This window comes from Burkholderia sp. BCC1640 (assembly GCF_902833125.1).
Taxonomy (GTDB): domain Bacteria; phylum Pseudomonadota; class Gammaproteobacteria; order Burkholderiales; family Burkholderiaceae; genus Burkholderia; species Burkholderia diffusa.
Genome location: NZ_CADFEF010000014.1, coordinates 44,075 through 65,333 on the forward strand (window position 1 = coordinate 44,075; position 21,259 = coordinate 65,333).

Annotated in this window: 22 protein-coding genes; 16 read left to right on the forward strand and 6 right to left on the reverse strand. The window is 69.5% G+C overall.

Annotation, left to right across the window (positions count from 1 at the left end; translation table 11 throughout):
- The first annotated feature begins 121 nt into the window (after positions 1 to 121).
- The 5 genes from HWX25_RS16780 to rfaE2 all read left to right on the forward strand — a co-directional run bounded on the left by HWX25_RS16780 (position 122) and on the right by rfaE2 (position 5,028).
- The gene (locus HWX25_RS16780) at positions 122 to 949 is read left to right on the forward strand and encodes an enoyl-CoA hydratase/isomerase family protein (RefSeq protein ID WP_175909246.1); all 828 of its coding nucleotides are present in this window, start codon (positions 122 to 124) and stop codon (positions 947 to 949) included.
- A gap of 79 nt (positions 950 to 1,028) precedes the next feature.
- Positions 1,029 to 1,766 (forward strand): PhaM family polyhydroxyalkanoate granule multifunctional regulatory protein, encoded by a 738-nt coding sequence (locus HWX25_RS16785; protein ID WP_175909248.1) that lies wholly within the window; start codon positions 1,029 to 1,031, stop codon positions 1,764 to 1,766.
- 24 nt (positions 1,767 to 1,790) lie between these two features.
- A complete protein-coding gene (locus HWX25_RS16790) occupies positions 1,791 to 3,017 on the forward strand; it encodes a patatin-like phospholipase family protein (protein WP_059819850.1) in 1,227 nt (408 codons plus the stop codon).
- A gap of 484 nt (positions 3,018 to 3,501) precedes the next feature.
- Positions 3,502 to 4,380, forward strand: a complete 879-nt coding sequence (locus HWX25_RS16795; protein ID WP_059451551.1) for a ferritin — start codon at positions 3,502 to 3,504, stop codon at positions 4,378 to 4,380.
- 162 nt (positions 4,381 to 4,542) lie between these two features.
- Entirely contained in the window at positions 4,543 to 5,028 is a 486-nt protein-coding gene (gene rfaE2, locus HWX25_RS16800; RefSeq protein WP_059451616.1) for a D-glycero-beta-D-manno-heptose 1-phosphate adenylyltransferase, read from the forward strand.
- A 15-nt stretch (positions 5,029 to 5,043) separates the two neighbouring features.
- On the opposite strand, the gene HWX25_RS16805 is transcribed toward rfaE2, so the two are convergent.
- The 5 genes from HWX25_RS16805 to HWX25_RS16825 form a co-directional block, all read right to left on the reverse strand.
- Positions 5,044 to 5,286 (reverse strand): hypothetical protein, encoded by a 243-nt coding sequence (locus HWX25_RS16805; protein ID WP_059511893.1) that lies wholly within the window; start codon positions 5,284 to 5,286, stop codon positions 5,044 to 5,046.
- 174 nt (positions 5,287 to 5,460) lie between these two features.
- Positions 5,461 to 6,249 (reverse strand): type III pantothenate kinase, encoded by a 789-nt coding sequence (locus tag HWX25_RS16810; protein WP_059523989.1) that lies wholly within the window; start codon positions 6,247 to 6,249, stop codon positions 5,461 to 5,463.
- Positions 6,246 to 7,166, reverse strand: coding sequence for a biotin--[acetyl-CoA-carboxylase] ligase (locus HWX25_RS16815; RefSeq protein ID WP_059703279.1), 921 nt, complete (start codon positions 7,164 to 7,166; stop codon positions 6,246 to 6,248). Before HWX25_RS16815 ends, HWX25_RS16810 begins: the two co-directional genes overlap by 4 nt.
- Positions 7,167 to 7,454: 288 nt before the next feature.
- Entirely contained in the window at positions 7,455 to 8,300 is an 846-nt protein-coding gene (locus HWX25_RS16820; protein WP_175909250.1) for a tetratricopeptide repeat protein, read from the reverse strand.
- Between the two features lie 14 nt (positions 8,301 to 8,314).
- Complete coding sequence (locus HWX25_RS16825) at positions 8,315 to 10,378, reverse strand: bifunctional 2',3'-cyclic-nucleotide 2'-phosphodiesterase/3'-nucleotidase (protein WP_175909253.1); 2,064 nt, start codon at positions 10,376 to 10,378, stop codon at positions 8,315 to 8,317.
- 319 nt (positions 10,379 to 10,697) lie between these two features.
- Here HWX25_RS16825 and HWX25_RS16830 point away from each other — a divergent pair, with 319 nt between their 5' ends.
- The 10 genes from HWX25_RS16830 to HWX25_RS16875 all read left to right on the forward strand — a co-directional run bounded on the left by HWX25_RS16830 (position 10,698) and on the right by HWX25_RS16875 (position 19,828).
- Entirely contained in the window at positions 10,698 to 11,822 is a 1,125-nt protein-coding gene (locus HWX25_RS16830) for an ABC transporter permease (protein ID WP_175909255.1), read from the forward strand.
- Positions 11,819 to 12,760 carry an ABC transporter ATP-binding protein gene (locus HWX25_RS16835; protein ID WP_059523998.1) on the forward strand — a complete coding sequence of 314 codons (942 nt, stop codon included), beginning with the start codon at positions 11,819 to 11,821 and terminating at the stop codon, positions 12,758 to 12,760. The genes HWX25_RS16830 and HWX25_RS16835 overlap by 4 nt, the downstream gene beginning before the upstream one ends.
- A gap of 27 nt (positions 12,761 to 12,787) precedes the next feature.
- Complete coding sequence (locus HWX25_RS16840) at positions 12,788 to 13,720, forward strand: MlaD family protein (RefSeq protein ID WP_175909257.1); 933 nt, start codon at positions 12,788 to 12,790, stop codon at positions 13,718 to 13,720.
- A 95-nt stretch (positions 13,721 to 13,815) separates the two neighbouring features.
- Positions 13,816 to 14,439: an ABC-type transport auxiliary lipoprotein family protein gene (locus HWX25_RS16845; protein ID WP_059819997.1), complete on the forward strand. Its 624-nt coding sequence runs from the start codon at positions 13,816 to 13,818 to the stop codon at positions 14,437 to 14,439.
- 19 nt (positions 14,440 to 14,458) lie between these two features.
- Positions 14,459 to 15,610: a VanZ family protein gene (locus HWX25_RS16850; RefSeq protein ID WP_175909259.1), complete on the forward strand. Its 1,152-nt coding sequence runs from the start codon at positions 14,459 to 14,461 to the stop codon at positions 15,608 to 15,610.
- Positions 15,611 to 15,767: 157 nt separating this feature from the next.
- Positions 15,768 to 16,085: a ferredoxin gene (locus HWX25_RS16855; protein ID WP_011694422.1), complete on the forward strand. Its 318-nt coding sequence runs from the start codon at positions 15,768 to 15,770 to the stop codon at positions 16,083 to 16,085.
- A gap of 13 nt (positions 16,086 to 16,098) precedes the next feature.
- On the forward strand, positions 16,099 to 16,743 hold the full coding sequence (locus HWX25_RS16860) for an alpha/beta hydrolase (protein WP_175909260.1): 645 nt from the start codon (positions 16,099 to 16,101) through the stop codon (positions 16,741 to 16,743).
- A gap of 485 nt (positions 16,744 to 17,228) precedes the next feature.
- Entirely contained in the window at positions 17,229 to 18,545 is a 1,317-nt protein-coding gene (locus HWX25_RS16865; RefSeq protein ID WP_059703286.1) for a D-alanyl-D-alanine carboxypeptidase family protein, read from the forward strand.
- Between the two features lie 48 nt (positions 18,546 to 18,593).
- Positions 18,594 to 19,520 (forward strand): D-amino acid aminotransferase, encoded by a 927-nt coding sequence (locus HWX25_RS16870; protein WP_175909262.1) that lies wholly within the window; start codon positions 18,594 to 18,596, stop codon positions 19,518 to 19,520.
- Positions 19,520 to 19,828 (forward strand): YbeD family protein, encoded by a 309-nt coding sequence (locus HWX25_RS16875; protein ID WP_059524041.1) that lies wholly within the window; start codon positions 19,520 to 19,522, stop codon positions 19,826 to 19,828. The genes HWX25_RS16870 and HWX25_RS16875 overlap by 1 nt, the downstream gene beginning before the upstream one ends.
- Here the strand turns inward: HWX25_RS16875 and HWX25_RS16880 are convergent.
- Positions 19,812 to 20,801: a transcriptional regulator GcvA gene (locus HWX25_RS16880; protein WP_175909264.1), complete on the reverse strand. Its 990-nt coding sequence runs from the start codon at positions 20,799 to 20,801 to the stop codon at positions 19,812 to 19,814. The genes HWX25_RS16875 and HWX25_RS16880 overlap by 17 nt on opposite strands.
- Positions 20,802 to 20,903: 102 nt before the next feature.
- On the opposite strand from HWX25_RS16880, the gene HWX25_RS16885 reads away from it, so the two are divergent.
- The gene (locus HWX25_RS16885) at positions 20,904 to 21,230 is read left to right on the forward strand and encodes a DUF2917 domain-containing protein (RefSeq protein WP_059524043.1); all 327 of its coding nucleotides are present in this window, start codon (positions 20,904 to 20,906) and stop codon (positions 21,228 to 21,230) included.
- The last annotated feature ends 29 nt before the right edge of the window (positions 21,231 to 21,259 follow it).

Here is a 21,259-nt window from a genome sequence, read left to right on the forward strand (position 1 = left end):
GAAACCCGGCGCGAAGCCCGGCGCCGGCCCGCGCGCCGGGTTTCGCCTGATGTTTGCCCGCGCGGGCTTGGCTACACTCGATTCAGGCGTTTCAGCATTTTCAAGAACCCGGGAGCTGCGCATGACCGATCTCGCCGCGTACGGCGGTTACGAAGCATTGAAGGTGACGCGCCGCGATCATGGCGTGCTGGACATCGTGATGAGCGGCGAAGGCGCGAACCGCAGCGGCCTCGCGACCGCGAACGAGCGCATGCATCGCGAACTCGCCGACATCTGGCGCGACGTCGACCGCGATCCCGACACGCGCGTCGCGGTGATCCGCGGCGAGGGCAAGGGCTTTTCGGCGGGCGGCGATCTCGCGCTCGTCGAGGCGATGGCGAACGACTTCGACGTGCGCGCCCGCGTGTGGCGCGAGGCGCGCGACCTCGTCTACAACGTGATCAATTGCAGCAAGCCGATCGTGTCCGCGATGCACGGCCCGGCCGTCGGCGCGGGGCTCGTCGCCGGGCTGCTCGCCGACATCTCGATCGCCGCGAAGGATGCGCGCATCATCGACGGCCATACGCGGCTCGGTGTCGCGGCCGGCGATCACGCGGCGATCGTGTGGCCGCTGTTGTGCGGGATGGCGAAGGCGAAGTATTACCTGTTGCTGTGCGAACCGGTGAGCGGCGAGGAGGCCGAGCGGATCGGCCTCGTGTCGCTCGCGGTCGAGCCGGCCGACCTGCTGCCGAAGGCGTACGAGGTCGCTGAGCGGCTCGCGCACGGGTCGCAGTCGGCGATCCGCTGGACCAAGTACGCGCTGAACAACTGGCTGCGCAGCGCCGGGCCGACCTTCGATACGTCGCTCGCGCTCGAATTCATGGGCTTCTCGGGGCCCGACGTGCAGGAAGGCATCCGCTCGCTGCGCGAGCGGCGCCCGCCCGATTTCCCCGGCGACGCACCGTTCTGACGCGCGTTATGATCGGATCAAGGGCGGCCGCGCGACTCGTGCCGGCCGCATCGCCCACCCAGTCAACCAGGATGCCCGTATGACGACCGATGCCTCCGGCTCCAATCCTTTCGCCGGCTTTGCCGGTTTCAAGCCTGCCGACATGCTCGACCGGATGTGGGACATGATGCGGATGTCGCCGTTCGGCGGCATGGCGTCGTTTCCCGGCGCCGCGTCGGGGCTGCCGCCGTCGCTGTCGAGCATGTCCGACATGATGGCGCCGCTCACGAGCGTCGAGGAGCTCGACAAGCGGATCACCGATCTGCGCGCGGTCGAGCAGTGGCTCAAGCTCAATCTCGGCATGCTGCAGTCCGCGATCCAGGCGCTCGAGGTGCAGCGCGCGACGCTCGCGACGCTGCGCGCGTTCGGCGCGTTCGCGCAAAGCTCGATGTCGGCGGCCGAGGAGGCGGCGGCCGCGGCCGCGCAAGCGGCGTCCGCGCCGCGAGCACCGGATACCGCTGCCGCGGCTGACGAACCGCCCGCAGGCGACGCCGCGCAGCAGGCGTTCGATCCGGCCGGCTGGTGGAACCTGCTGCAGGCGCAGTTCAACCAGCTCGCGAGCCTCGCGATGACGCAGCCGGGCGCGCAGCCCGCGGAGGCGGGCGCCGCGCCGTCTGGGCAGGCCGCATCGACGGCGCGGGCGGAGCAGCCCGCACCGGCCGCGGCCGCCGCGCCGCGCAAGCCGGCCGCGAAGCGTGCGAAGCCGGCCGGCTCGGCCGCGGCGCGCGCGGCGGCCGCCTCGTCGCCCGAAACGCGTCCGCCGAAGCGCTCGACGTGACGCCAACCGGATAGCAGGTCGATCATGCGGCTCGCGCTCGTGCTGATGGGAGGCGGCGCACGTGCCGCCTATCAGGTCGGCGTGCTGAAGGCGCTGGCCGAGATCGCGCGCGAGGCCGATCCGAACCGGCACACCGTGCCGTTCACGGTTGTCTGCGGCTCGTCGGCCGGCGCGATCAACGCGACGTCGATCGCGAGCCACGCGGACGACTTTTCGCATGGCGTGCGTCGTCTGCTCGAATTCTGGGAACCGCTGCGCGCGGACTACGTGTATCGCACCGACTGGCTCGGCATCGCGGCGGCGGGCGCACGCTGGCTCGCGACGATGACCTTCGGCTGGGCGGCGCGCCGCTCGCCGCGCGGGCTACTCGACAACGCGCCGCTCGCACATCTGCTGCAGCGCGAGCTGAGCTTTCACCGGATCGAGCAGATGCTCGAGAGCAGGCTGCTGCACGCGCTCTCGATAACGGCGCTCAGCTATTCGAGCGGCCGGCACCTGACGTTCTACCAGGCCGCCGAGCCGATCCAGGCATGGCGGCGCGCGCAGCGCACCGCGCGGCTCGTCGATCTGTCGGCGTCGCACCTGCTCGCGTCGTCGGCCATTCCGTTCGTGTTTCCGGCCGTGCCGCTCGTGCTCGACGGCCAGATCGAATATTTCGGCGACGGCTCGATCCGGCAGGTCGCGCCGCTGTCGCCGGCGATCCACTTCGGCGCGAACCGGATCGTCGTCGTCGGCGCGGCCGACCCGCGGCCGGAGATTCCGGCCGCGAACGGCTCCGGACGGGTGCGCGGTTACCCGACGCTCGCGCAGATCGGCCAGCAGGTGCTCGCGAGCGTGTTTCTCGACTCGATCGGCTCGGACATCGAGCGGATCGAGCACATCAATCAGATGATCGAGCACTTGCCGCACCAGGTCGAAGTGGACAGCGGCTGGCGGCACGTCGACGTGCTCGCGATCGCACCGTCCGAGCGCATCGAGCTGATCGCCGCGAAGCACCTGAAGCAGATGCCGGCGACGATGCGCGGGCTGCTCGGCGCGATCGGCGGCAGCCAGCCGGCCGGCGCATCGTTCGCGAGCTACCTGCTGTTCGAGGAGGCCTTCACGCGCGAGCTGATCGAACTCGGCTATCGCGACGGGCGCGCGCAGCGCGACACGCTGGCGAACTGGATCGCGGGGGCCGACGGCGGCAGCGGGCCGGCATCCGGCCTGCCGCCGGAGAGCGGCCGCGCGACCGGCGAAATACGGGTCTGATACGCGCGGAGCGGGGCCGAAACGGACGAAACTTACATATCGGTTGCGTTTTCGCGACGGCCGCCCGCGACCGATCGCCGCACCGACGTTGGCGGCGCGCGACCGGTTCCACGTCTCGGAACCGTCATGCGCGCGTGCTATCATGGCCGCCGCCGTATACACCATATCGAGCAGCCCGCCGGTCCGGCGGTCGCACGGGAACCCGTCCGGGAACCGCGTGGCGCCGGGCGGGCTCGCCACCGAGCCGGCCTGCGCCGGCCCCCACATCAGGCACGCGCGGCCGGTTCCGTTCGAGCAGAGCGGGGCCGCGGCGTGCTGCAAGGCGGCGGCGCGGCCGCCCGGTTGCCGGACGCGGAAACTGCGTCGGGGGGCTGGATACACGCGTAAAATTAGAGTCTTGGCTGCAAAAGGCGCGCTCGCGCGCCCACGCGGCAACAGTCACGTTTAGAGAAGTCGCATTGCGCAGAACAGGGGTGGGACCATCATGAACACCATGCTTTATCCGGAACTTTACAGGTCGCTCGAAGCTGTCCGCTGGGACATGGAGAAGGACATTCCGTGGGACAAGTTCGACGCTTCGCTGCTCACCGACGAGCAGGCGAAGACGATCAAGATGAACGCGATCACCGAATGGTCGGCGCTGCCCGCGACGGAGATGTTCCTGCGCGACAACCAGCACGACAGCGACTTTTCCGCGTTCATGAGCGTGTGGTTCTTCGAGGAGCAGAAGCATTCGCTCGTGCTGATGGAATACCTGCGCCGCTTCCGGCCGGAAATGGTGCCGACCGAAGAGGAACTGCACGCGGTGCGATTCGAGTTCGATCCGGCGCCGCCGCTCGAGACGCTGATGCTGCATTTCTGCGGCGAGATCCGCCTGAACCACTGGTATCGCTGCGCGGCCGACTGGCACACCGAGCCCGTCATCAAGCACATCTACGAAACGATTTCGCGCGATGAAGCGCGCCATGGCGGCGCATACCTGCGCTACATGAAGAAGGCGCTGAACAATTGCGGCGACGTCGCGCGCGCGGCGTTCGCGAAAATCGGCGTGCTGATGGCGTCGGCGCGCCGCACCGAGAAGCCGCTGCACCCGACCAACCTGCACGTGAACCAGGCGCTGTTTCCGCGCGACACCGTGCAGTCGCGCCTGCCCGATCCGGAATGGCTCGAGCGCTGGCTCGACGAGCAGATCCGCTTCGACGGCGAGTGGGAAAAGAAGGTCGTCGAACGGATCCTGCACAACCTGTCGATCCTGTTCGAGCGCACGTTCGCGACCGCCCAGGAGCTGAATCGCTACCGCAAGGAAGTCACCGGCCGCCTGCAGTCCGAAAGCGGCCCGTCGTCGGCCGCGCAACCGGCCTGAGGCCGCGCGGCATCTCGCAGCCGGCGTGAAGCGCCCGGTCGCGATCGCCGCAGTGTATTCCCGCATGAAGCCCGCCCGGCCATCCGGCGGGCTTTTTATCTGGCGCCGCCGTGTTCCGTCGCGACGTGCACCGCGCGCCGCTCACGCCATCCGAAATTCATCATGTCCGCTACCTTCGAACGCAAGCTGATCACCCGCGACGCCCTCGTTGCCCTGCGCGCTTCGCTGCCTTCGCCCGTCGTGTTCACGAACGGCGTGTTCGACATCCTGCACCGTGGCCACGTCACGTATCTCGCCGATGCGAAGGCGCTCGGCGCGTGCCTGATCGTCGGCGTGAACAGCGATGCGTCGGTGCGCATGCTCGGCAAGGGCGACGACCGTCCGATCAACCGCGAGGAAGACCGGATGGCGCTGCTCGCGGCGCTGGAAAGCGTCGACTGGGTCGTGAAGTTCGAGGAAAAGACGCCGGTGTCGCTGATCGAGGCCGTCCGTCCGGACATTCTGGTGAAGGGCGGCGACTACGACATGGACGCGCTGCCGGAATCGGCCATCGTGCGCGGCTGGGGCGGGCGTGCGCTCGCGATTCCGTTCGAGCACGACCGCTCGACCACCGCGCTGCTGAAGAAGGTGCGCGCGCAGCAGTCCTGATCCGGTGCCGCGCCGTCAGGGCGCGGATGCCGCGAGCGGCTCCGCCGTCACGGCCGGCGCGCCGATCGGACCGCCGATCACGGGCTGATCGCTCGCTTGCGCGAGGGGCATCGCATGCAGCGCATCGGGCCGGACCTGCCGGGACAGCACGCCCGGCTCGCGCGGGCCGGCCGCCGGCAGCGGCCCGAACACGCCGCGCACGGCGACGAACGCAAGCAGGTTCGCGAGAATGAGAACAGCGATCAGCCAGCGCAGCATCGTCGACACTCCTCGTCGTTGTCCAGTCGTTCAACCGTTTGCTCGGGCCGCATGCCCGTGCGGCCGGCTGTCTGCACGGGCGCACGCGCCGGCGCCCGTTCTCCATCCCCACCGTGACGAAGCCCGCACTCGGGCCTGCGTCGACACGGCCGGCGCGATGCCGACCGGTTTCCGTCAATTCCGCGCCGCCGCGTCCGCGGCGATCAACGCAAGCCCCGACAGGATCAGCGCGTCGTGCCGCGTATGCGGCAGCGTCAGCGCGCGCGCGACATCGTCCGCCGCGCCGCCTGCCAGCACGAGCCGCACGGGTGCCTGCCACGCGTCGGCGAGATCGCGCCATGCGCGCTCGATCAGCCCCGCCTGCGCGTACAGGCAGCCCGCCGACAGCGAGCGCGGCGTATCGACCTGGAACGGCTCGGCTTGCGCGCCCGCGAGCAGCCCGCTCGCGATGTCGGTGGTCAGCGTCGGCAACTGCGCGGTGTGCGTGCCGAGCGCGCGCATCATCAGTGCCCAGCCCGGCGCGATCAGCCCGCCGGTGAAACGACCGTCCGCGCGCAGCGCTTCGAGCGTCGTCGCCGTGCCGAACGTCGCGATCAGCAGATGCTCGCCCGGAAACGCCGCCCGTGCGCCGATCAGGCCGGCCCAGCGATCGCTGCCGAGCTGCTCGGGCGTCGTATAGCCGTTCGTCACGCCGCATTGCGCGGGTCGCGAGCGGATCGTCGTGCGCGCCAGGCCCGGCCAACGGGCGTCGAGCAGTGCGTCGAGCCGCGCGGCCACGTCGGCGCCCGCGACGTTCGAGATCCATGCGCCATGCGGACGCGGCAGGGCCGACCAGTCGGGATCGGCACCGCCGTCGCGCGTATGGCCGAACGCGCCGGTGTCGACGAGCGTGCGCTGCGCGTCGGCGAGCGCCCACTTGATCCGGCTGTTGCCGGCGTCGATCAGCAGATGCGGTTCGTTCATTGCGCTTCGCGCAGCGATATGTCGCCGGCCGCGATCGCCTGGATGCCGTCGGGCGTGTCGAGCAGCAGCTGGCCGGTCGCGTCGATGCCCGTCGCGATGCCGCGTACGCGTTCGACGCCCTGTTCGAGCAGCACGACTTCGCGCCCCGCGTATGCGTGCAGCGCGTGCCAGCGCGGCAGGAACGGCGCGAGCCCGTCGGTGCCGAACTGCGCGAGTGCGGGCGTGAGCGCGTTCAGCGCCGCGGCGAGCGTATCGGTGAGGTTCGCCGACGCGCACGCGGCCGACAGCGCCGCCGGCGGCAGCCCGCTCGCGAGCGTCGCTTCGCGCGCACGCAGCGCATCGACCTGCGCGGCGACGGCTTCCGCGCCGCGCACGTTGATGCCGAAGCCGATCACGACGGCGGTCGCGTCGGCGGTGGTCCAGACGGTTTCGATCAGGATCCCGGCAAGCTTGCCGACGATGCGCGACGTGCCGTCGGCGGCGGTCGTCAGCAGCAGGTCGTTCGGCCATTTGAGCGCGACGCGCGTGCGGGCGTCGAGCGGCAGCGTGGCGAGCCCTTCCGCGAGCGCGACGCCGATCGCGATGCTGAGGCCGCCGAGCGCGTCGACGGGGCGCGGCACGATGCAGCCGACCGAGCACAGCAGCGCGTTGCCGGGCTGCGCGAACCAGGGACGGCCTTGCCGACCGCGGCCCGCCGTCTGCTCGAACGCGACGCGCACGAGCGGCGCGGGCAGCGCGTTCGCGGTGCGCGGCAGCGCCTTGAGGCGCGTCGCGACGTCGGCGTTGGTCGAGCCGGTGGCGGCGACGATGTCGAGCGGCCACGCGCGCGGCGCGGCGTCCAGGTGCGCCTCGAGTCGGTTGCGCGCGATGTGCGCGTCGCCGGAATCGGGCGTGTCGGAGGAGGTGGGGGCGTTCATGGCGCCTATTGTAGCGACAGGGGGCCGTGCGTGACGGGCGGCGCGCACGACAGGCGGGGCCGGGGCGGCGGCCCGCACGCGACCTGCGCAAAGCCGCCGCCCGCGCGGCGTGGTGCTTCTCGATCTGCACCAGCGCCTTGACGCCCTCTTCGGACGTTTTCGCGGGCAAGCAGCGTCTTGCCGTTCAGGGCCGGCGTCCTGGCAGGCTGATTCCCGTTGCGGGCGGTCGATGCGCGGGGCGTTAGCTCGCTCCGCCGCCGCGTTCGTGCCCGCGCGGCGGACGCACCGTCACGGCGCGACGACCGGATGCTTCAACGCATGCGCGGTCTCGATCCACTGCGCATGGAATTCGTCCGCGTCGGGCTTGAGCCCCAGCTCGCCGTTGCGATAGGCCATCGCGAGCGTTTGCACGGCTTCCGGCAGCTCGTGTTCCGCCGCACGGCGATACAGCGCGAGCGCGCGCGCTTCGTCGCGCGGCACGCCGCTGCCTTCGCGGTACGCGTTTGCGAGCATGAAATCCGCGGCCGGGATGTCCGCGCGCGACGCGATCTCGAACCAGTGCGCGGCCTGCACCGGGTCGGCTGCGATGCCGTAGCCGCTGCGATAGATCAGCCCGAGGTAATACGCGGCGGCCGGATCGCCGTGGCCGGCCGCTTCGCCGAGCAGCGTGCGCGCGCGTGCGTAGTCTTTCGGGAGGTCGCCGTTGCCGAGCAGCAGCGCCTTGCCGAGCGCCAGCTGCGCACGCCGCGCGGCCGGCGTGTCGGCTTTCGTGTCTGCTTGCGCGGCGGTTTCGAGCCAGCCGCGCCCTTCGTCGCGCAGCCCCGGCTCGCGCGCATCGACGAGCGCGATGCCGAGCGCCGCCTGCGCGTCGCCCGAGCCGCGCCGCGCGAGGGTGCGCAATTGCGCGAGCGCGTGCGGCTCGACGGCCTGCGCGACCATCGCCTGCCATTCGTCGAGCTGCGCGGCGCTCGGCGCGGGGCCGGCGGCGCGCCAGCCCGTCGCCGCGACGACGGCCGCAACGGTCACGGCCGCCGCCGCGAGCAGCGCGGCCGGCGGGAGTTTCGCGCGCAGCAGGCGCCGCGCGGCGGCGGTGAAGCCGGCCTCTGCAGGCCGCATCGTCCGGATCGGTTGCATCGCGGGTCTCGTGGTCATTGCGTGAGGTCGATCTCGTAGATGGCGAGGTTCTTGCCCGAGCCGTCGTCGGCCGCGACCTGCGTGAGGCCGGTCAGGCCGGCTGCCGCCGCGTCGCCGAGCCGGTTCGGCGCGGACGTGAACTGCACGTGCGCGACCGAGCTCGCCAGCTTCGTGAAGCGCCAGCTGCGCTGCGCGCCGTCCGCCGCGCGCGTGATCGCGCCGCGCTTCTTGATGAACGCGATCAGCACGTCGCGGTTCGCGTCGGGCGACGCGAAGATCGTCTTGCTGCCGTCGAGGCCCGGGAAGTTGCCGCCGCCGCTCGCGCGGTAGTTGTTGGTCGCGACGATGAACTGCGCGTTCGGGTCGATCGGCGCGCCCTTGTACGTCAGGTTCCTGATCCGGCTGCCGACCGGCTGCGTGACGTCGATCTCGTACGCCAGATCCGCGGACGTGAACATGTCGAAGTTGTAGCCGGGGAAGCTGCTGACGAGCGGCTGCACGGTCGCCTTGGTCGGATCGATCGTGTTGAAGCGCTTCGCGGCCGTCTCGAGCCAGTTCTTCACGTCGCTGCCGCTCACCTTCACCGCGTACACGGTGTTCGGATACAGGTACAGGTCGGCCGCGTTGTTGATCGCGAGCGCGCCGGGCGCGACGTCGGTGTAGTCGCTGCCGCCGCCGAAGCCGCTCTTGAACGGCGCGCTGACCGACAGCACCGGCAGCGACGCGTATTGCGGCAGGTTCGCCTGCACGTAGGTCTTCACGTAATCGGCCTGCGCCTCGTTGACGATCTGGATCGCGCCCGGATCGCCGACGTCCGCGAAGTACGAGTTCATCCGGTAGTCGGTCGAGCCGATCGGCGTCTTCACGTAGTCGATCGTCGCCTGGTGCTCGGCCGCGATCGCGGCGGACACCGACGGATCGGCGTCGACGTAGCTCTTGTCCGCGTTCTGGATCGGCCGCGCCTCGACGGTCGTCAGCGACTTGTCGACGCTCCACGTCTTGCCGTCGAACTTCAGGCCGAGCTTGATCACGCCGAGATGCTTGCCCCAGTAGTTGGCCATCACGGTCGGCACGCCGTTGACGGTGCCCTTCGCCTTGTCGACGCCCGGCAGGTTGAACTGCGCCACGGTGCTGTTCGCGTCCGGGAACACCTGGTGCGAGTGGCCGATCAGCATCGCGTCGATGCCGGGCACCGTCGACAGCCACCAGCTGCCGTTTTCCATGGTCGGCGAATACGCGGCATTGTCGAGGCCGCCGTGCGAGATGGCGACGACGAGGTCGGCGCCCTTCGCGCGCATCTCCGGAATGTACTTCTCGGCCGCTTCCTTCAGGCCGGTCGTGTAGACCTTGCCGTCGAGCCAGCGCTTGTCCCAGCTCATGATTGCGGGCGGCGTGAAGCCGATGATGCCGATCTTCACCGGCGCGCTGACGGTCTTGCCGTCGGGCGCGACCGCCGTCACGGTGCGAGTCAGGATCGTGTACGGCGTGAACAGCGGCGCGTTGGTCCGCGCGCTGACCACGTTCGCGAGCACCTGCGGGAAGTTCGGGCCCGCGCACTTCTTCTGCTGCGCGGGGGCCGGCAGCCCGTCGACGTCGAACGTATTGCCCGTCACCTGCGACAGGTACGGCAGCCCGTAGTTGAACTCATGGTTGCCGATCCCGCCGCCGTCGAACTTCGCCGCGTTCATCACCTTGTAGATCGCGAGCGTCTGGTCGCAGCCGATCGGGTTCACGAGCGCCTGGTAATCCGACAGCGCGGTGCCCTGGATCGTGTCGCCGTTGTCGAGCAGCAACGTGTTCGGATACTGCGCGCGCGCCTGCGCGATCAGCGTCGACACGCGCTCGAAGCCGAGCGATTTGTCGGCGGCGAGCTTGAAATAGTCGTACGACAGCACGTTGGTGTGCAGGTCGGTCGTTTCGAGCAGCGCGAGCGTGGCCGTCGTGCCGGCGGGCGCCTGCGTCTGCGACGACGGCGGAGCGGTGACGTCGTCGCCGCCGCAACCGGCGAGGGCGAAGGCGAGGCTGGCGAGCGCGGCGGCGGCGGTCACGCGGCGGCGGGAAAGCGGGGGGAGACGCATCGATTGTCCTGTTTGGTGTTCTGTTCTATGAATCGCGAGGAGCGCAGCGAAATGGCGGCGCGGGCGCCGACGGCCTGACGTGCGGCGCGTGAGAGTATCGAAAGGAAACGTGACGGAAGAATGAAAGGTCGCGTGCCCGGCACGCCGTTGCGGCGGCGAACGCCACGCCGTGGCGGGCGGGGCGCCCTCGACGAGGCGCCTCTGGCCCGGCGTCGGCGCCGGGCGCGCCGGGCTGCGCGCCCCGGCGGCAATCCTCACGTCGCGGCGCCGGACGGTTCGATACAATGGCCGCTGTCATCCTTTTGCAAACAACCCGCCCTTGGACTTCGACACACCTCCCGACCTGTCGGTCGACGCCGGCGGCCAGGGCCAGACGGTGCGCCTGACCGGCCAGTGGACCGCGCTCGCGCTCGCGCGCAATCGCGGCGAGGTCGCGCGCCGCGTCGCGGGCATCGCGTCCGGGCGCGTGAACGAATGGGATCTGTCCGGCATCGAGCGGCTCGATCACGTCGGCGGCCAGGCGCTGTGGCGCGTCTGGGGCCGCAAGCTGCCGGCCGGCGTCGAGCTGACCGCCACGCAGCGCACGATCTTCGAGCGGATCGAGCGTCTCGACAGCCAGCGCGAGGCGCCCGAGCGCGTCGTGCGGTTCGATCCCGTCACGCGCCTCGGCCAGGCGATCTTCACGTTCGGCGAACACCTGCAGGGCGGCATCGCGATGTTCGGCCTCGTGATCCTCGACGCGCTGTCGGTGCTGCGCCGCCCGCAGACGATGCCGTGGAAGGAAACCTCGGCGAACATCTACAGCGCCGGCGCGCAGGCGCTGCCGATCACCGCGCTCGTCGCATTCCTGATCGGCATCGTGCTCAGCTATCTGTCCGCGCAGCAGCTGCAGATGTTCGGCGCGAATCGCTACATCGTGAACATCCTCGGGCTGTCGGTGATTCGCGAACTCGGGCCCGTGCTGTCGGCGATCCTCGTCGCGGGCCGCTCGGGCTCGGCGATCACCGCGCAGATCGGCGTGATGCGCGTGACCGAGGAGCTCGACGCGATGCGCGTGATGGGCATTCCGCACGGGCTGCGGCTGATCCTGCCGCGCGTGCTCGCGCTCGGCGTCGCGATGCCGCTGCTGGTGATGTGGACCAACATCGTCGCGCTGACGGGCGGCGCGCTCGCCGCGAAGTTCGTGCTCGGGATCGACGTCAACTATTTCGTGCGCTCGCTGCCGGGCGTCGTGCCGATCGCGAACCTGTACATCGGCCTCGGCAAGGGCGTCGTGTTCGGCATGCTGATCGCGCTGGTCGCATGTCATTTCGGCTTCAGGATCAAGGCGAACTCGCAAAGCCTCGGCGAAGGCACGACGACGTCGGTCGTGTCGTCGATCACGGTCGTGATCCTCGCCGATGCGGTGTTCGCGATCCTGTTCCAGAACGTGGGGCTCGGATGAACGCGTCGAAACAACCGGCGGCCGGTGCCGTGCCGGCCGATGCCGCCAGCGCACATGCCGCGGCAGTCGGCGCGGGCACGGTCGGCACGCCGCCGGCGGCCGCGCACGGCGACGACCTCGTGATCGAGGTGCGCAACCTGACGAAGCGCTACGGGCGCAACATCATTCACCAGAAGCTCGATTTCGACGTGCGGCGCGGCGAGATCGTCGCGATCGTCGGTGGCTCGGGCTCGGGCAAGACGACGCTCGTGCGGCAGATCCTCGGCCTCGAGCGGCCGACGTCGGGCACGATCAAGGTGTTCGGCGAAGACACGTCGAAGATCGACGACGCGAGCGCGCGGATGATGCGCACGCGTTCGGGGATGCTGTTCCAGCAGGGCGCCCTGTTCTCGTCGATGACGGTGTTCGACAACGTCGCGCAGCCGCTGCGCGAGCTTGGCCGCGTACCGCCGGACCTGCTGCACGACATCGTGATGCTGAAGCTCGAGATGGTCGGGCTGCCGTGCAAGCACGCGTCGAAGATGCCGGCCGCGCTGTCGGGCGGGATGGTGAAGCGGGTCGGTATCGCGCGTGCGATCGCGCTCGAGCCCGAGCTGCTGTTCCTCGACGAGCCGACCGCCGGGCTCGACCCGCAGGCGTCCGACGAATTCGTCGAGCTGATCGCGACGCTGCACCGCACGCTCGGGCTGACCGTCGTGATGGTGACGCACGATCTCGACACGATGGTCGCGTTGTCGACACGCGTCGCGGTGCTGGCCGATCGCAAGGTGCTTGTGGCGGCGCCGGTCGAGGAGGCCGCGAACGTCGACCATCCGTTCATCCACGAATATTTCCTGGGGCTGCGCGGGCGCCGCGCACTGCAGGCGCTGCCGCCCGAGCGGCGCGCGAAGCTGCCGAAGGCGGCCCTCGAACCGGCGCTGTCGAGCGTCGAACTGTAGGAAAGGCAAGAAGCAAGGAACCCGCGAATGGAAAACAAATCACATGCGTTCTGGGCCGGCCTGTTCACGATCGCGCTGACGCTGGCGATCGCGGGCACCGTGTTCTGGTTCAACGTCGATCGCACCGTGCGCGTGCCGTACGACCTGCTCGCGCGCACCAACGTGACGGGCCTGTTCCCCGATGCGGCCGTGCGTTTTCGCGGCCTCGACGTCGGCAAGGTGCAGTCGATCGGCTTCGACCGCTCGCATCCGGGCCAGATCCGGATCCGGATCCTCGTCGACCACGACGCGCCGATCACGCAGTCGACCTACGGCAGCCTCGGCTTCCAGGGCGTGACGGGCATCGCGTTCGTGCAGCTCGAAGATACGGGCCGCGATCTGGCGCCGCTGCCGTCGTCGCCGAAGGCGATCGCGCAGATCCCGATGCGGCCGAGCCTGTTCGACCAGATCCAGGAGCGCGGCGACGTGTTGCTGCGGCAGCTCGAACTGGCGGCGAAAAGCGCGAACGCGCTGATGTCGCCGGAGATGCGCGAGCAGCTGCGCGCGACGGCCGAAAGCCTGCAGCACGCGGCGGACGGTGCGACGACGCTGTCGAAGCAGCTCGCGCCGGCGGTGGCCGCGCTGCCGGAAACGATGCACCAGGTCGATCGCGCGATGGCGTCGGCGAACACGCTGCTGCAGCCGAACGGGCCGCTCGTGTCGAACCTGAACAAGGCCGGCTCGGCTGCCGAGCAGGTCGGCGTCGCGCTGAACGACCTGAACGCGCGGGTCCAGTACGACACGCTGCCGCGCTTCAACGTGCTGGCCGGCAGCGTCGGCGATGCGTCGCGGCAATTGAAGGACGTCGCCGGTGAACTCGGCCGCAACCCGAGCAGTCTGTTGTTCGGTTCGCCCGGCTCCGCGCCCGGCCCCGGCGAGGCGGGCTTCGTCTGGCCGGGGGCAGGGGCCGCCGGGAAATGAAGCAGATCGCCAGCCCATCGACGTCGATCGACCGGCCCGGCGCCAGACCGGGCCACGATGTCATCGAAACCGGAAACATCATGCAGGAACATGCCATGCCACGAATCCTTGATCGCGCGCTGCGTCCCGCCGCGACCGCGCTCGCGACGCTGACGCTCGTGTTCGCCGCCGGCTGCGCCGGCAACGGCGCGGCGCTGTCGAACGTCCGCTACGACCTCGGGCCGGCCGCATCGGCCGTCACGGCCGGCACGGGCCCCGCGCTGAAGGTGCTCGACGTCGCCGCGCCCGACGCGCTCGACACGGACAAGTTCGTCTACCGCCTCGCGTATGCGGATGCGCAGCGCACGGCCGTCTATCGCGACAGCCGCTGGACCGCGCCGCCCGCGCAACTGCTCACGCAGCGGCTGCGCGGCGCGCTGTCGTCGCGCGGCGCGGTGCTCGAAGGCTCCGACGGCGTGCGCGCGCCGACGCTGAAGGTCGACCTGAACGAATTCGAGCAGGTGTTCGACGGGCAGTCGCAGAGCCACGGCGCGGTCACCGCGCGCGCGACGCTGATGCAGGACGGCAAGGTGCTCGGCCAGCGCACGTTCGTCGCGCGCGCGCCGTCGAGCACGCCCGACGCGGCCGGCGGCGCGCGCGCGCTCGCGGCCGCGAGCGACGAGCTCGTGTCGCAGATCGCCGCGTGGGTCGGCGTGCAGGCGTACGCGGGCAACCCGTGACGCAGCGCGCGCAGCCGCGATGAGCGCGCCGGGCACGTCGCGCGCGTCGTCGCTGGCGCGGCAGGCGTTCGCCGCGTATGCGGCGCTCATCGTCTATGCATCGCTGTATCCGTTCGACGGCTGGGTATCGCTCGGCATCGGGCCGTTCGACTACCTGTTCGCGCCGATGCAGCGTTATGTGACCGCGTTCGACGTGGTCACCAACGTGCTCGGCTACATGCCGTTCGGCGCACTCGGCGTGCTCGCGCTGCATCCGCGCTGGCGCGGGGTGGCCGCGACGCTGATCGTGGGCGGCCTCGGCGTACTGCTGTCGGGATCGATGGAGGCGCTGCAGACCTACCTGCCGACGCGCGTCGCGTCGAATCTCGACCTCGCGGCCAACGCGCTCGGCGCGCTGCTCGGCGCGGCGCTCGCGGCACCGGCCACCGGCGCGCTGCTCGACCGCGGCGCATTGCGCCGGCTGCGCTTCGCGTGGTTCGAGGCCGACGGCGCGACGCCGCTGCTGCTTGCCGCGCTGTGGCCGTTCGCGATCCTGTTTCCGTCGCCGTTCCTGTTCGGCATCGGCGACTGGCCGGCCGCGCTGTGGGAGCGCGCCGACGGCTCGATGCAGGACGCGCTGCTCGCATGGCTGCCGGCCGCGTGGCGCGTGAGCGAATGGCCCGAGCGCGTCGACGGCTGGCTGTCCGATTCCGCGTGGGAAGCCGCGCTCGGCGGGTTGATGCTGTTCGCCGCGCTGGCGATCGCGTCGCTCGCGATGCGCGCCCGCGCGCCGCGCGTGCGGCTCCTGATCGCGTTCGTCGCCGCGACGCTTGCGCTGAAGGCGGCCGCGACCTTCATGCAGTCGAGCACCGGCCTCGTCGTCGTGTGGGCGACGCCCGGCGCGCGGCTCGGCATCGAGCTCGGCTTCGCGGCGGCGCTGCTCGCATTGCGCGTGCCGGCCGCGTGGCGCGCGCTGCTCGCGGCGCTCGCGCTGCTGGCCGGTGTGGCGCTCGTCAACCTGCTGCCCGTCAACCCGTTCTTCGACTTCACATTGTCGGGCTGGCGGCAGGGCCGCTACGTGCACTTCAACAGCATCGCGCGCTGGCTCGCGTGGATCTGGCCCTACGCGGCGCTGATCTGGCTCGGCCAGCGGGTCGAGCACGCGTGGCTGCCGGTCGCGCGGCGGCGCTGACGCGGCGGGAGAGGTAACGGGCGGCGCGGCCGCGCCTCGTCGGTCGCGGGCAGCCGCGCGCGCCGGTCGCTATAATCGTCCGCACATCCGTTGCCGCGCGCAACGGCAATCGCCCCTTCTTTCCGCCCGGCGCCGCGCCGGGCCGCACGTCACCATCATGGATTCCTACTACCAGCACCACGTCTTCTTCTGCCTGAACCAGCGCGAACCGGGCGCCGAGCGCCCGAGCTGCGCGCAATGCGACGCGCAGACCATGCAGGAGTACGCGAAAAAGCGCGTGAAGGAACTCGGCCTCGCGGGGCCGGGCAAGGTGCGCATCAACAAGGCCGGTTGCCTCGACCGCTGCGAGGAAGGGCCCGTGATGGTCGTGTATCCGGAAGGCACGTGGTACACGTATGTCGACCAGGCCGACATCGACGAGATCGTCGAATCGCACCTGCGCGACGGCAAGGTCGTCGACCGCCTGAAGATCTGAGCGGGCCGGCCGAATGAACGTTCATACGCAGAAGTCGCTGATCCCCGGCCCGGTCGGGCAGATCGAAATCGCGGTCGACCTGCCCGACGCGGTGCGCGAAAGCGGCGCCGCGCCGCGCGGCATCGCGCTCGTCGCGCACCCGCATCCGCTGTTCGGCGGCACGATGGACAACAAGGTCGCGCAAACGCTCGCGCGCACGCTGGTTCAGCTCGACTACGTGGTGTATCGGTCGAATTTCCGCGGCGTCGGCGCGACCGAGGGCGTGCACGACAACGGCGTCGGCGAGGCCGACGACCTGCTCGCCGTGCTCGCGCACATGCGCGCGCAGCCCGCCTATGCGGACCTGCCGCTGGTGCTCGCAGGTTTCTCGTTCGGCACCTTCGTGCTGTCGCACGTCGCGAAGCGGTTGCGCGACGCGGGCGAGACGATCGAGCGGATGGTGTTCGTCGGCACGGCCGCGAGCCGCTGGCAGGTCGCCGACGTGCCGGAGAACACGCTCGTGATCCACGGCGAAACCGACGACACGGTGCCGATCGGATCGGTCTACGACTGGGCGCGGCCGCAGGAACTGCCGGTCGTCGTGATCCCCGGTGCCGAGCATTTCCTGCATCGCAAGCTGCACGTGCTGAAGCGCATCATCGTCGACGCGTGGCGCTGATCCGCTGAACCCGGCGTGCGGCGCCGCTGCCGCACGACCGCGATGTCGCCGCGCGCGCGACATCGCGCCGCATCGTGTCCCGACGCGATCGCACATACCCGCTCCCGCACGGCGCAACCCGGCTTGCACGGCGCCTGCGCACGCCTTTCGCGCGGCTTCGAGCACGATTCTCCACAGCGAAGCCGCGCTATCCTCCCGAAGCCTGTGTGTGGCCACCTGAGCCCTGGTTCGCGAAAACGCCGTTCGCGGCCACGTATAATGGCCGCATTTCGCGTCGCCCGCGGCCCGGCCGGGCCCATGCGGCGCTCGTTTCGCCGCCTGTCCGCCCGCTCGCGACGGCCGCGAACCGAACGCGTCCGCACGAGTCCAACCGGCGCGTTTCGCGCCGTCCGACGCAGTCGGACGAACGCCGGAACGCTCGCCGCCTTGCCGTTCAACCCCTGCGCGTTTCGCGCCGCACTTTCTGCCACCAGCCTGAATCGATCATGCGTCTGTCTCCCCAAGGCCTCAAGTCCCTCGCTTCTTCCATCGCCTTCGGCACCGCCGCGCGCAACGTCGCGCTGGGCGTGATGCTGCCCGTCGCACTCGCGTCGACGATCGTCGTCGCCGAGGCGAAGCCGGCCGCCAAGGCCAAGGCCGCGCATGCCGCGCCGGCCGCCGCCACCGAGCAGTTCACCGGCGCGCCCGCGACCTTCATGCCGGGCGCGGTGCCGCCGCCGGGCGTGAACGCGCGCTCGTGGGTGCTCGTCGATGCGACCAGCAACACCGTGCTCGCATCGGGCAACGCGGACGAACGCGTCGAGCCCGCGTCGCTGACGAAGCTGATGACGGCCTACCTGGTGTTCGAAGCGCTCGACAAGAAGAAGATCTCGATGGAGCAGATCGTCACGCCGAGCGTAGCGGTGCGCCGTGTCGGCACTGACGAGTCGCGCATGTTCATCGAGGCGAACAAGCCGGTGTCGGTGCACGACCTCGTGTACGGGATGATCATCCAGTCGGGCAACGACGCCGCGATCGCGCTGGCCGAACTGGTCGGCGGCAGCGAAGGGCAGTTCGTCACGCTGATGAACGACGAGGCGGCGCGCCTCGGCATGAAGGGCACGCACTTCGCCGACGTGAACGGCATGCCCGACCCGAACCACTACACGACGGCCGGCGACCTCGCGAAGCTGTCCGCGCACCTGATCCGCGATTTTCCGCAGTACTACAGCATCTTCTCGGAGAAGGAATTCAAGTACAACAACATCCGCCAGGGCAACCGCAACCGCCTGCTGTGGCTGGATCCGACGGTCGACGGCCTGAAGACGGGCCATACGCAAGCGGCCGGCTATTGCCTGATCGCGTCGGCCAAGCGCGCGATCCCGGGTGTCGACAGCCAGCGCCGTCTCGTGTCGGTGATGATGGGCGAGCAGAAGGAAAGCGAGCGCACGCAGGACAGCATGAAGATGCTGAACTACGGCTATAGCGCGTTCGACGCGGTGCGCCTGTTCAAGGGTGGTCAGGCGATGTCGACGCCGCGCATCTACAAGGGCAAGGAAAACACCGTGCAGGTCGGCGTGAAGGGCGACCAGTGGGTGACCGTGCCGCGCGGCCTGGGCGACAAGGTCAAGCCGGAAGTCGAGGTCAACGCGCCGCTGATCGCGCCGCTCGCGGAAGGCCAGCAGGTCGGTACCGTGAAGATCGTCGCCGACGGCAAGACGCTGTCGGAGTTCCCGGTCGTCGCGCTGCAGGCGGTGCCGGAAGCGGGTATCTTCGGTCGTATCTGGGACTCGATCCTGCTGATGTTCAGCAAGAAGAAGTAAGCACGACGGGCCTTTGTTTTCACGACTTCATCCCCATCTGGTATAGCCATGAGCCAAGCCGAATTCGAACCGATCGTCTACCTCAGCGTGTCGTCGCAGGAGGAGCTGGTGCCGCTGTCGCAAGCCCGGGTCCCGGTGCTCGACCGCGGGTTCATCTTCGGCGATGGCGTGTATGAAGTCGTCCCCGTTTATGCGCACGACGGCGCGCACGTGCCGTTCCGGATCGAACAGCATCTGGAGCGGCTCGCGCGCAGCCTGAAGAAGATCGGCATCGACGATCCGCATGACGCGGCCGGCTGGCGCGCGCTGATCGAGCGCGTGGTCGCCGCGAACGCGGAAGGCCTCGGCGACAGCAATGCGCTCGTCTACCTGCAGGTGACGCGCGGCGTCGCGAAGCGCGGCCATGCGTTCCCGGCGAACGCGGTGCCGACGGTGTTCGCGATGACGAGCCCGCTGCGCCTGCCGTCGGACGAGGAGTGCGCGCGGGGCGTGCGCTGCGTGACGGCCGAGGATCGTCGCTGGCTGCATTGCGACATCAAGTCGATTTCGCTGCTCGGCAACGTGCTGATGGCGCAGCATGCGGCCGAACGCGATGCGTTCGAGACGATTCAGCTGCGCGACGACAACGTGACCGAAGGTTCGTCGTCGAACGTATGGATCGTGAAGAACGGCGAGCTGATGGCGCCGCCGCGCAGCAACAGGATCCTCGAAGGGATCCGCTACGCGCTGGTCGAGCAGCTGGCCGAGGAATGCGGCATTCGGTTCGTCGCGCGCGAAATCAGCGAGGTCGAGCTGCGCTCGGCGGACGAGATCATGATCACGTCGGCCACGAAAGAGATTTTGCCCGTCACGTCGCTCGACGATCTGCCCGTGCAGGGCGGCAAGCCGGGCCCCGTGTTCGCGGCGTTGTACGACGCGTACCAGCGTGCGAAGGCGCGCGAGTTTGAACAGTTTGACCTAACCCGGAGAAAATGATGAGCGAACCGACCAAAACCATCGAGGTCACCGGCGCGATCGATACCCGGAAGGAGTCGCTGCTGGAGTTTCCGTGCGATTTCCCGATCAAGATCATGGGCAAGGCGCACCCGGAATTCAAGGACACGATCTTCAAGGTCGTGGCCGTCCACGACAACGAGATCGACGTCGAGAAGATCGAGGAGCGTGCCTCGAGCGGCGGCAACTACACCGGCCTCACGATCACCGTGCGCGCGACGAGCCAGGAACAGCTCGACACCATCTATCGTGCACTGACTGGCCATCCGATGGTCAAGGTCGTGCTCTAAGCGCCGCTTTCCATCCTCCTTCCTGCGCGCACTCGGCGGGGGTCTTCCCCGCCGCGCGCCGCGCGTCCAGCTCGTCGCACAGCAGCTTGTATTCGGCGACTTCCTGAAGCAGCCAGGTCCTGAACGCCTGCACGCGCGGCGTGTTCAGGAGCGGCGGCGGACACACGAAAAAATAGTGCCACGGGCTCTGCCCGTCGATGTCGAACAGGCGCACGAGGCGCCCGTCCAGCAGGTCGTGCACCGCGAGCGAGCGGCGCACCAGCGCAATGCCCTGGCCGTCGATCGCGGCCAGCAGCAGGTTCGACGAATCCTGGTACAGAATCCCCCGTTTCGGCTCGGTCAGCGTATCGAGCCCGGCCGCGTCGAACCACGGCCGCCACAGCTCGTCGTCCGAGCGCAGCAGGTTGTAGTGCACGAGATCGGCGGGCGTCCGCGGCAGCTTGCCGCCGTTCAGCGTCGGCGCGCACGCCGGAAAGAACACCTCCTCGAACAGCGGCTCGACGTGCAGCCCCGGATAGGTGCCGGAGCCGAAGCGGATCGCGAGGTCGACATCGTCGCGCGCGAAATCGGTGAGCGAGTTGGTCGACTGCAGCTCGACGTCGATTTCCGGATGCCGCTCGATGAACGTGCCGATGCGCGGCGTGATGAAGCGCGCCGCGAACGACGACAGCATCGACACCACCAGCCGTCGCCCGCGGTCGCTTGCGCGCACCTCGCGCGTCGCGTCGGCGATCACCATCAGCGCGGTGCGGACCTGCTGCGCATAGCGCATGCCGGCGTCGGTCAGGCACAGCCGCTTGCCGTTGCGCGTGAACAGCTGCACGCCGAGCTCCTCCTCGAGCGCGCGAACCTGGTGGCTGACCGCGCCGTGCGTGACGTACAGCTCGTCGGCGGCGCGGGAGAAATTCTCGTGGCGGGCGGCGGCTTCGAACGCGCGAATCGCGTTCAGCGCAGGCAGCTGGCGGAGGTCCATTTGCTAATTTTCCTCACATCGACGTGAAAATTGGTCGTTTTGTCGGACGCCTTGAAGTGACTACGATTGTAGCCATCGAAGCATTTATTGGCGGAGACGATCATGCAAGAAATTTCTTCAAGCATCACGTTCGAAATTCCCGCGGGCGAAACCGTGCCGATGAAGGTGCAGCGCAGCACCCGTCTGACGGTGCAGTGCGGGCCGGTGTGGGCGACGCGCAGCAACGACGTCGAAGACTACTTCCTGGTCGACGGCGAGACGCTCCGGCTGCGCCGCGGCGAGCGGCTTTGGCTCAGCGCGGAAGGCCGGCAGGGCGCGCATGTCGCGTTCTCGGTGTCGCGGCCGGCCGGGGAGATCGCGCGCGGCGCGCTCGCACGGCTGCGCGATCGCGTGAATGCGCTGCTCCACGACGGCTGGCGCACCGTCTGACGGGCCTTTCCTCCGACGGATACTCGCGA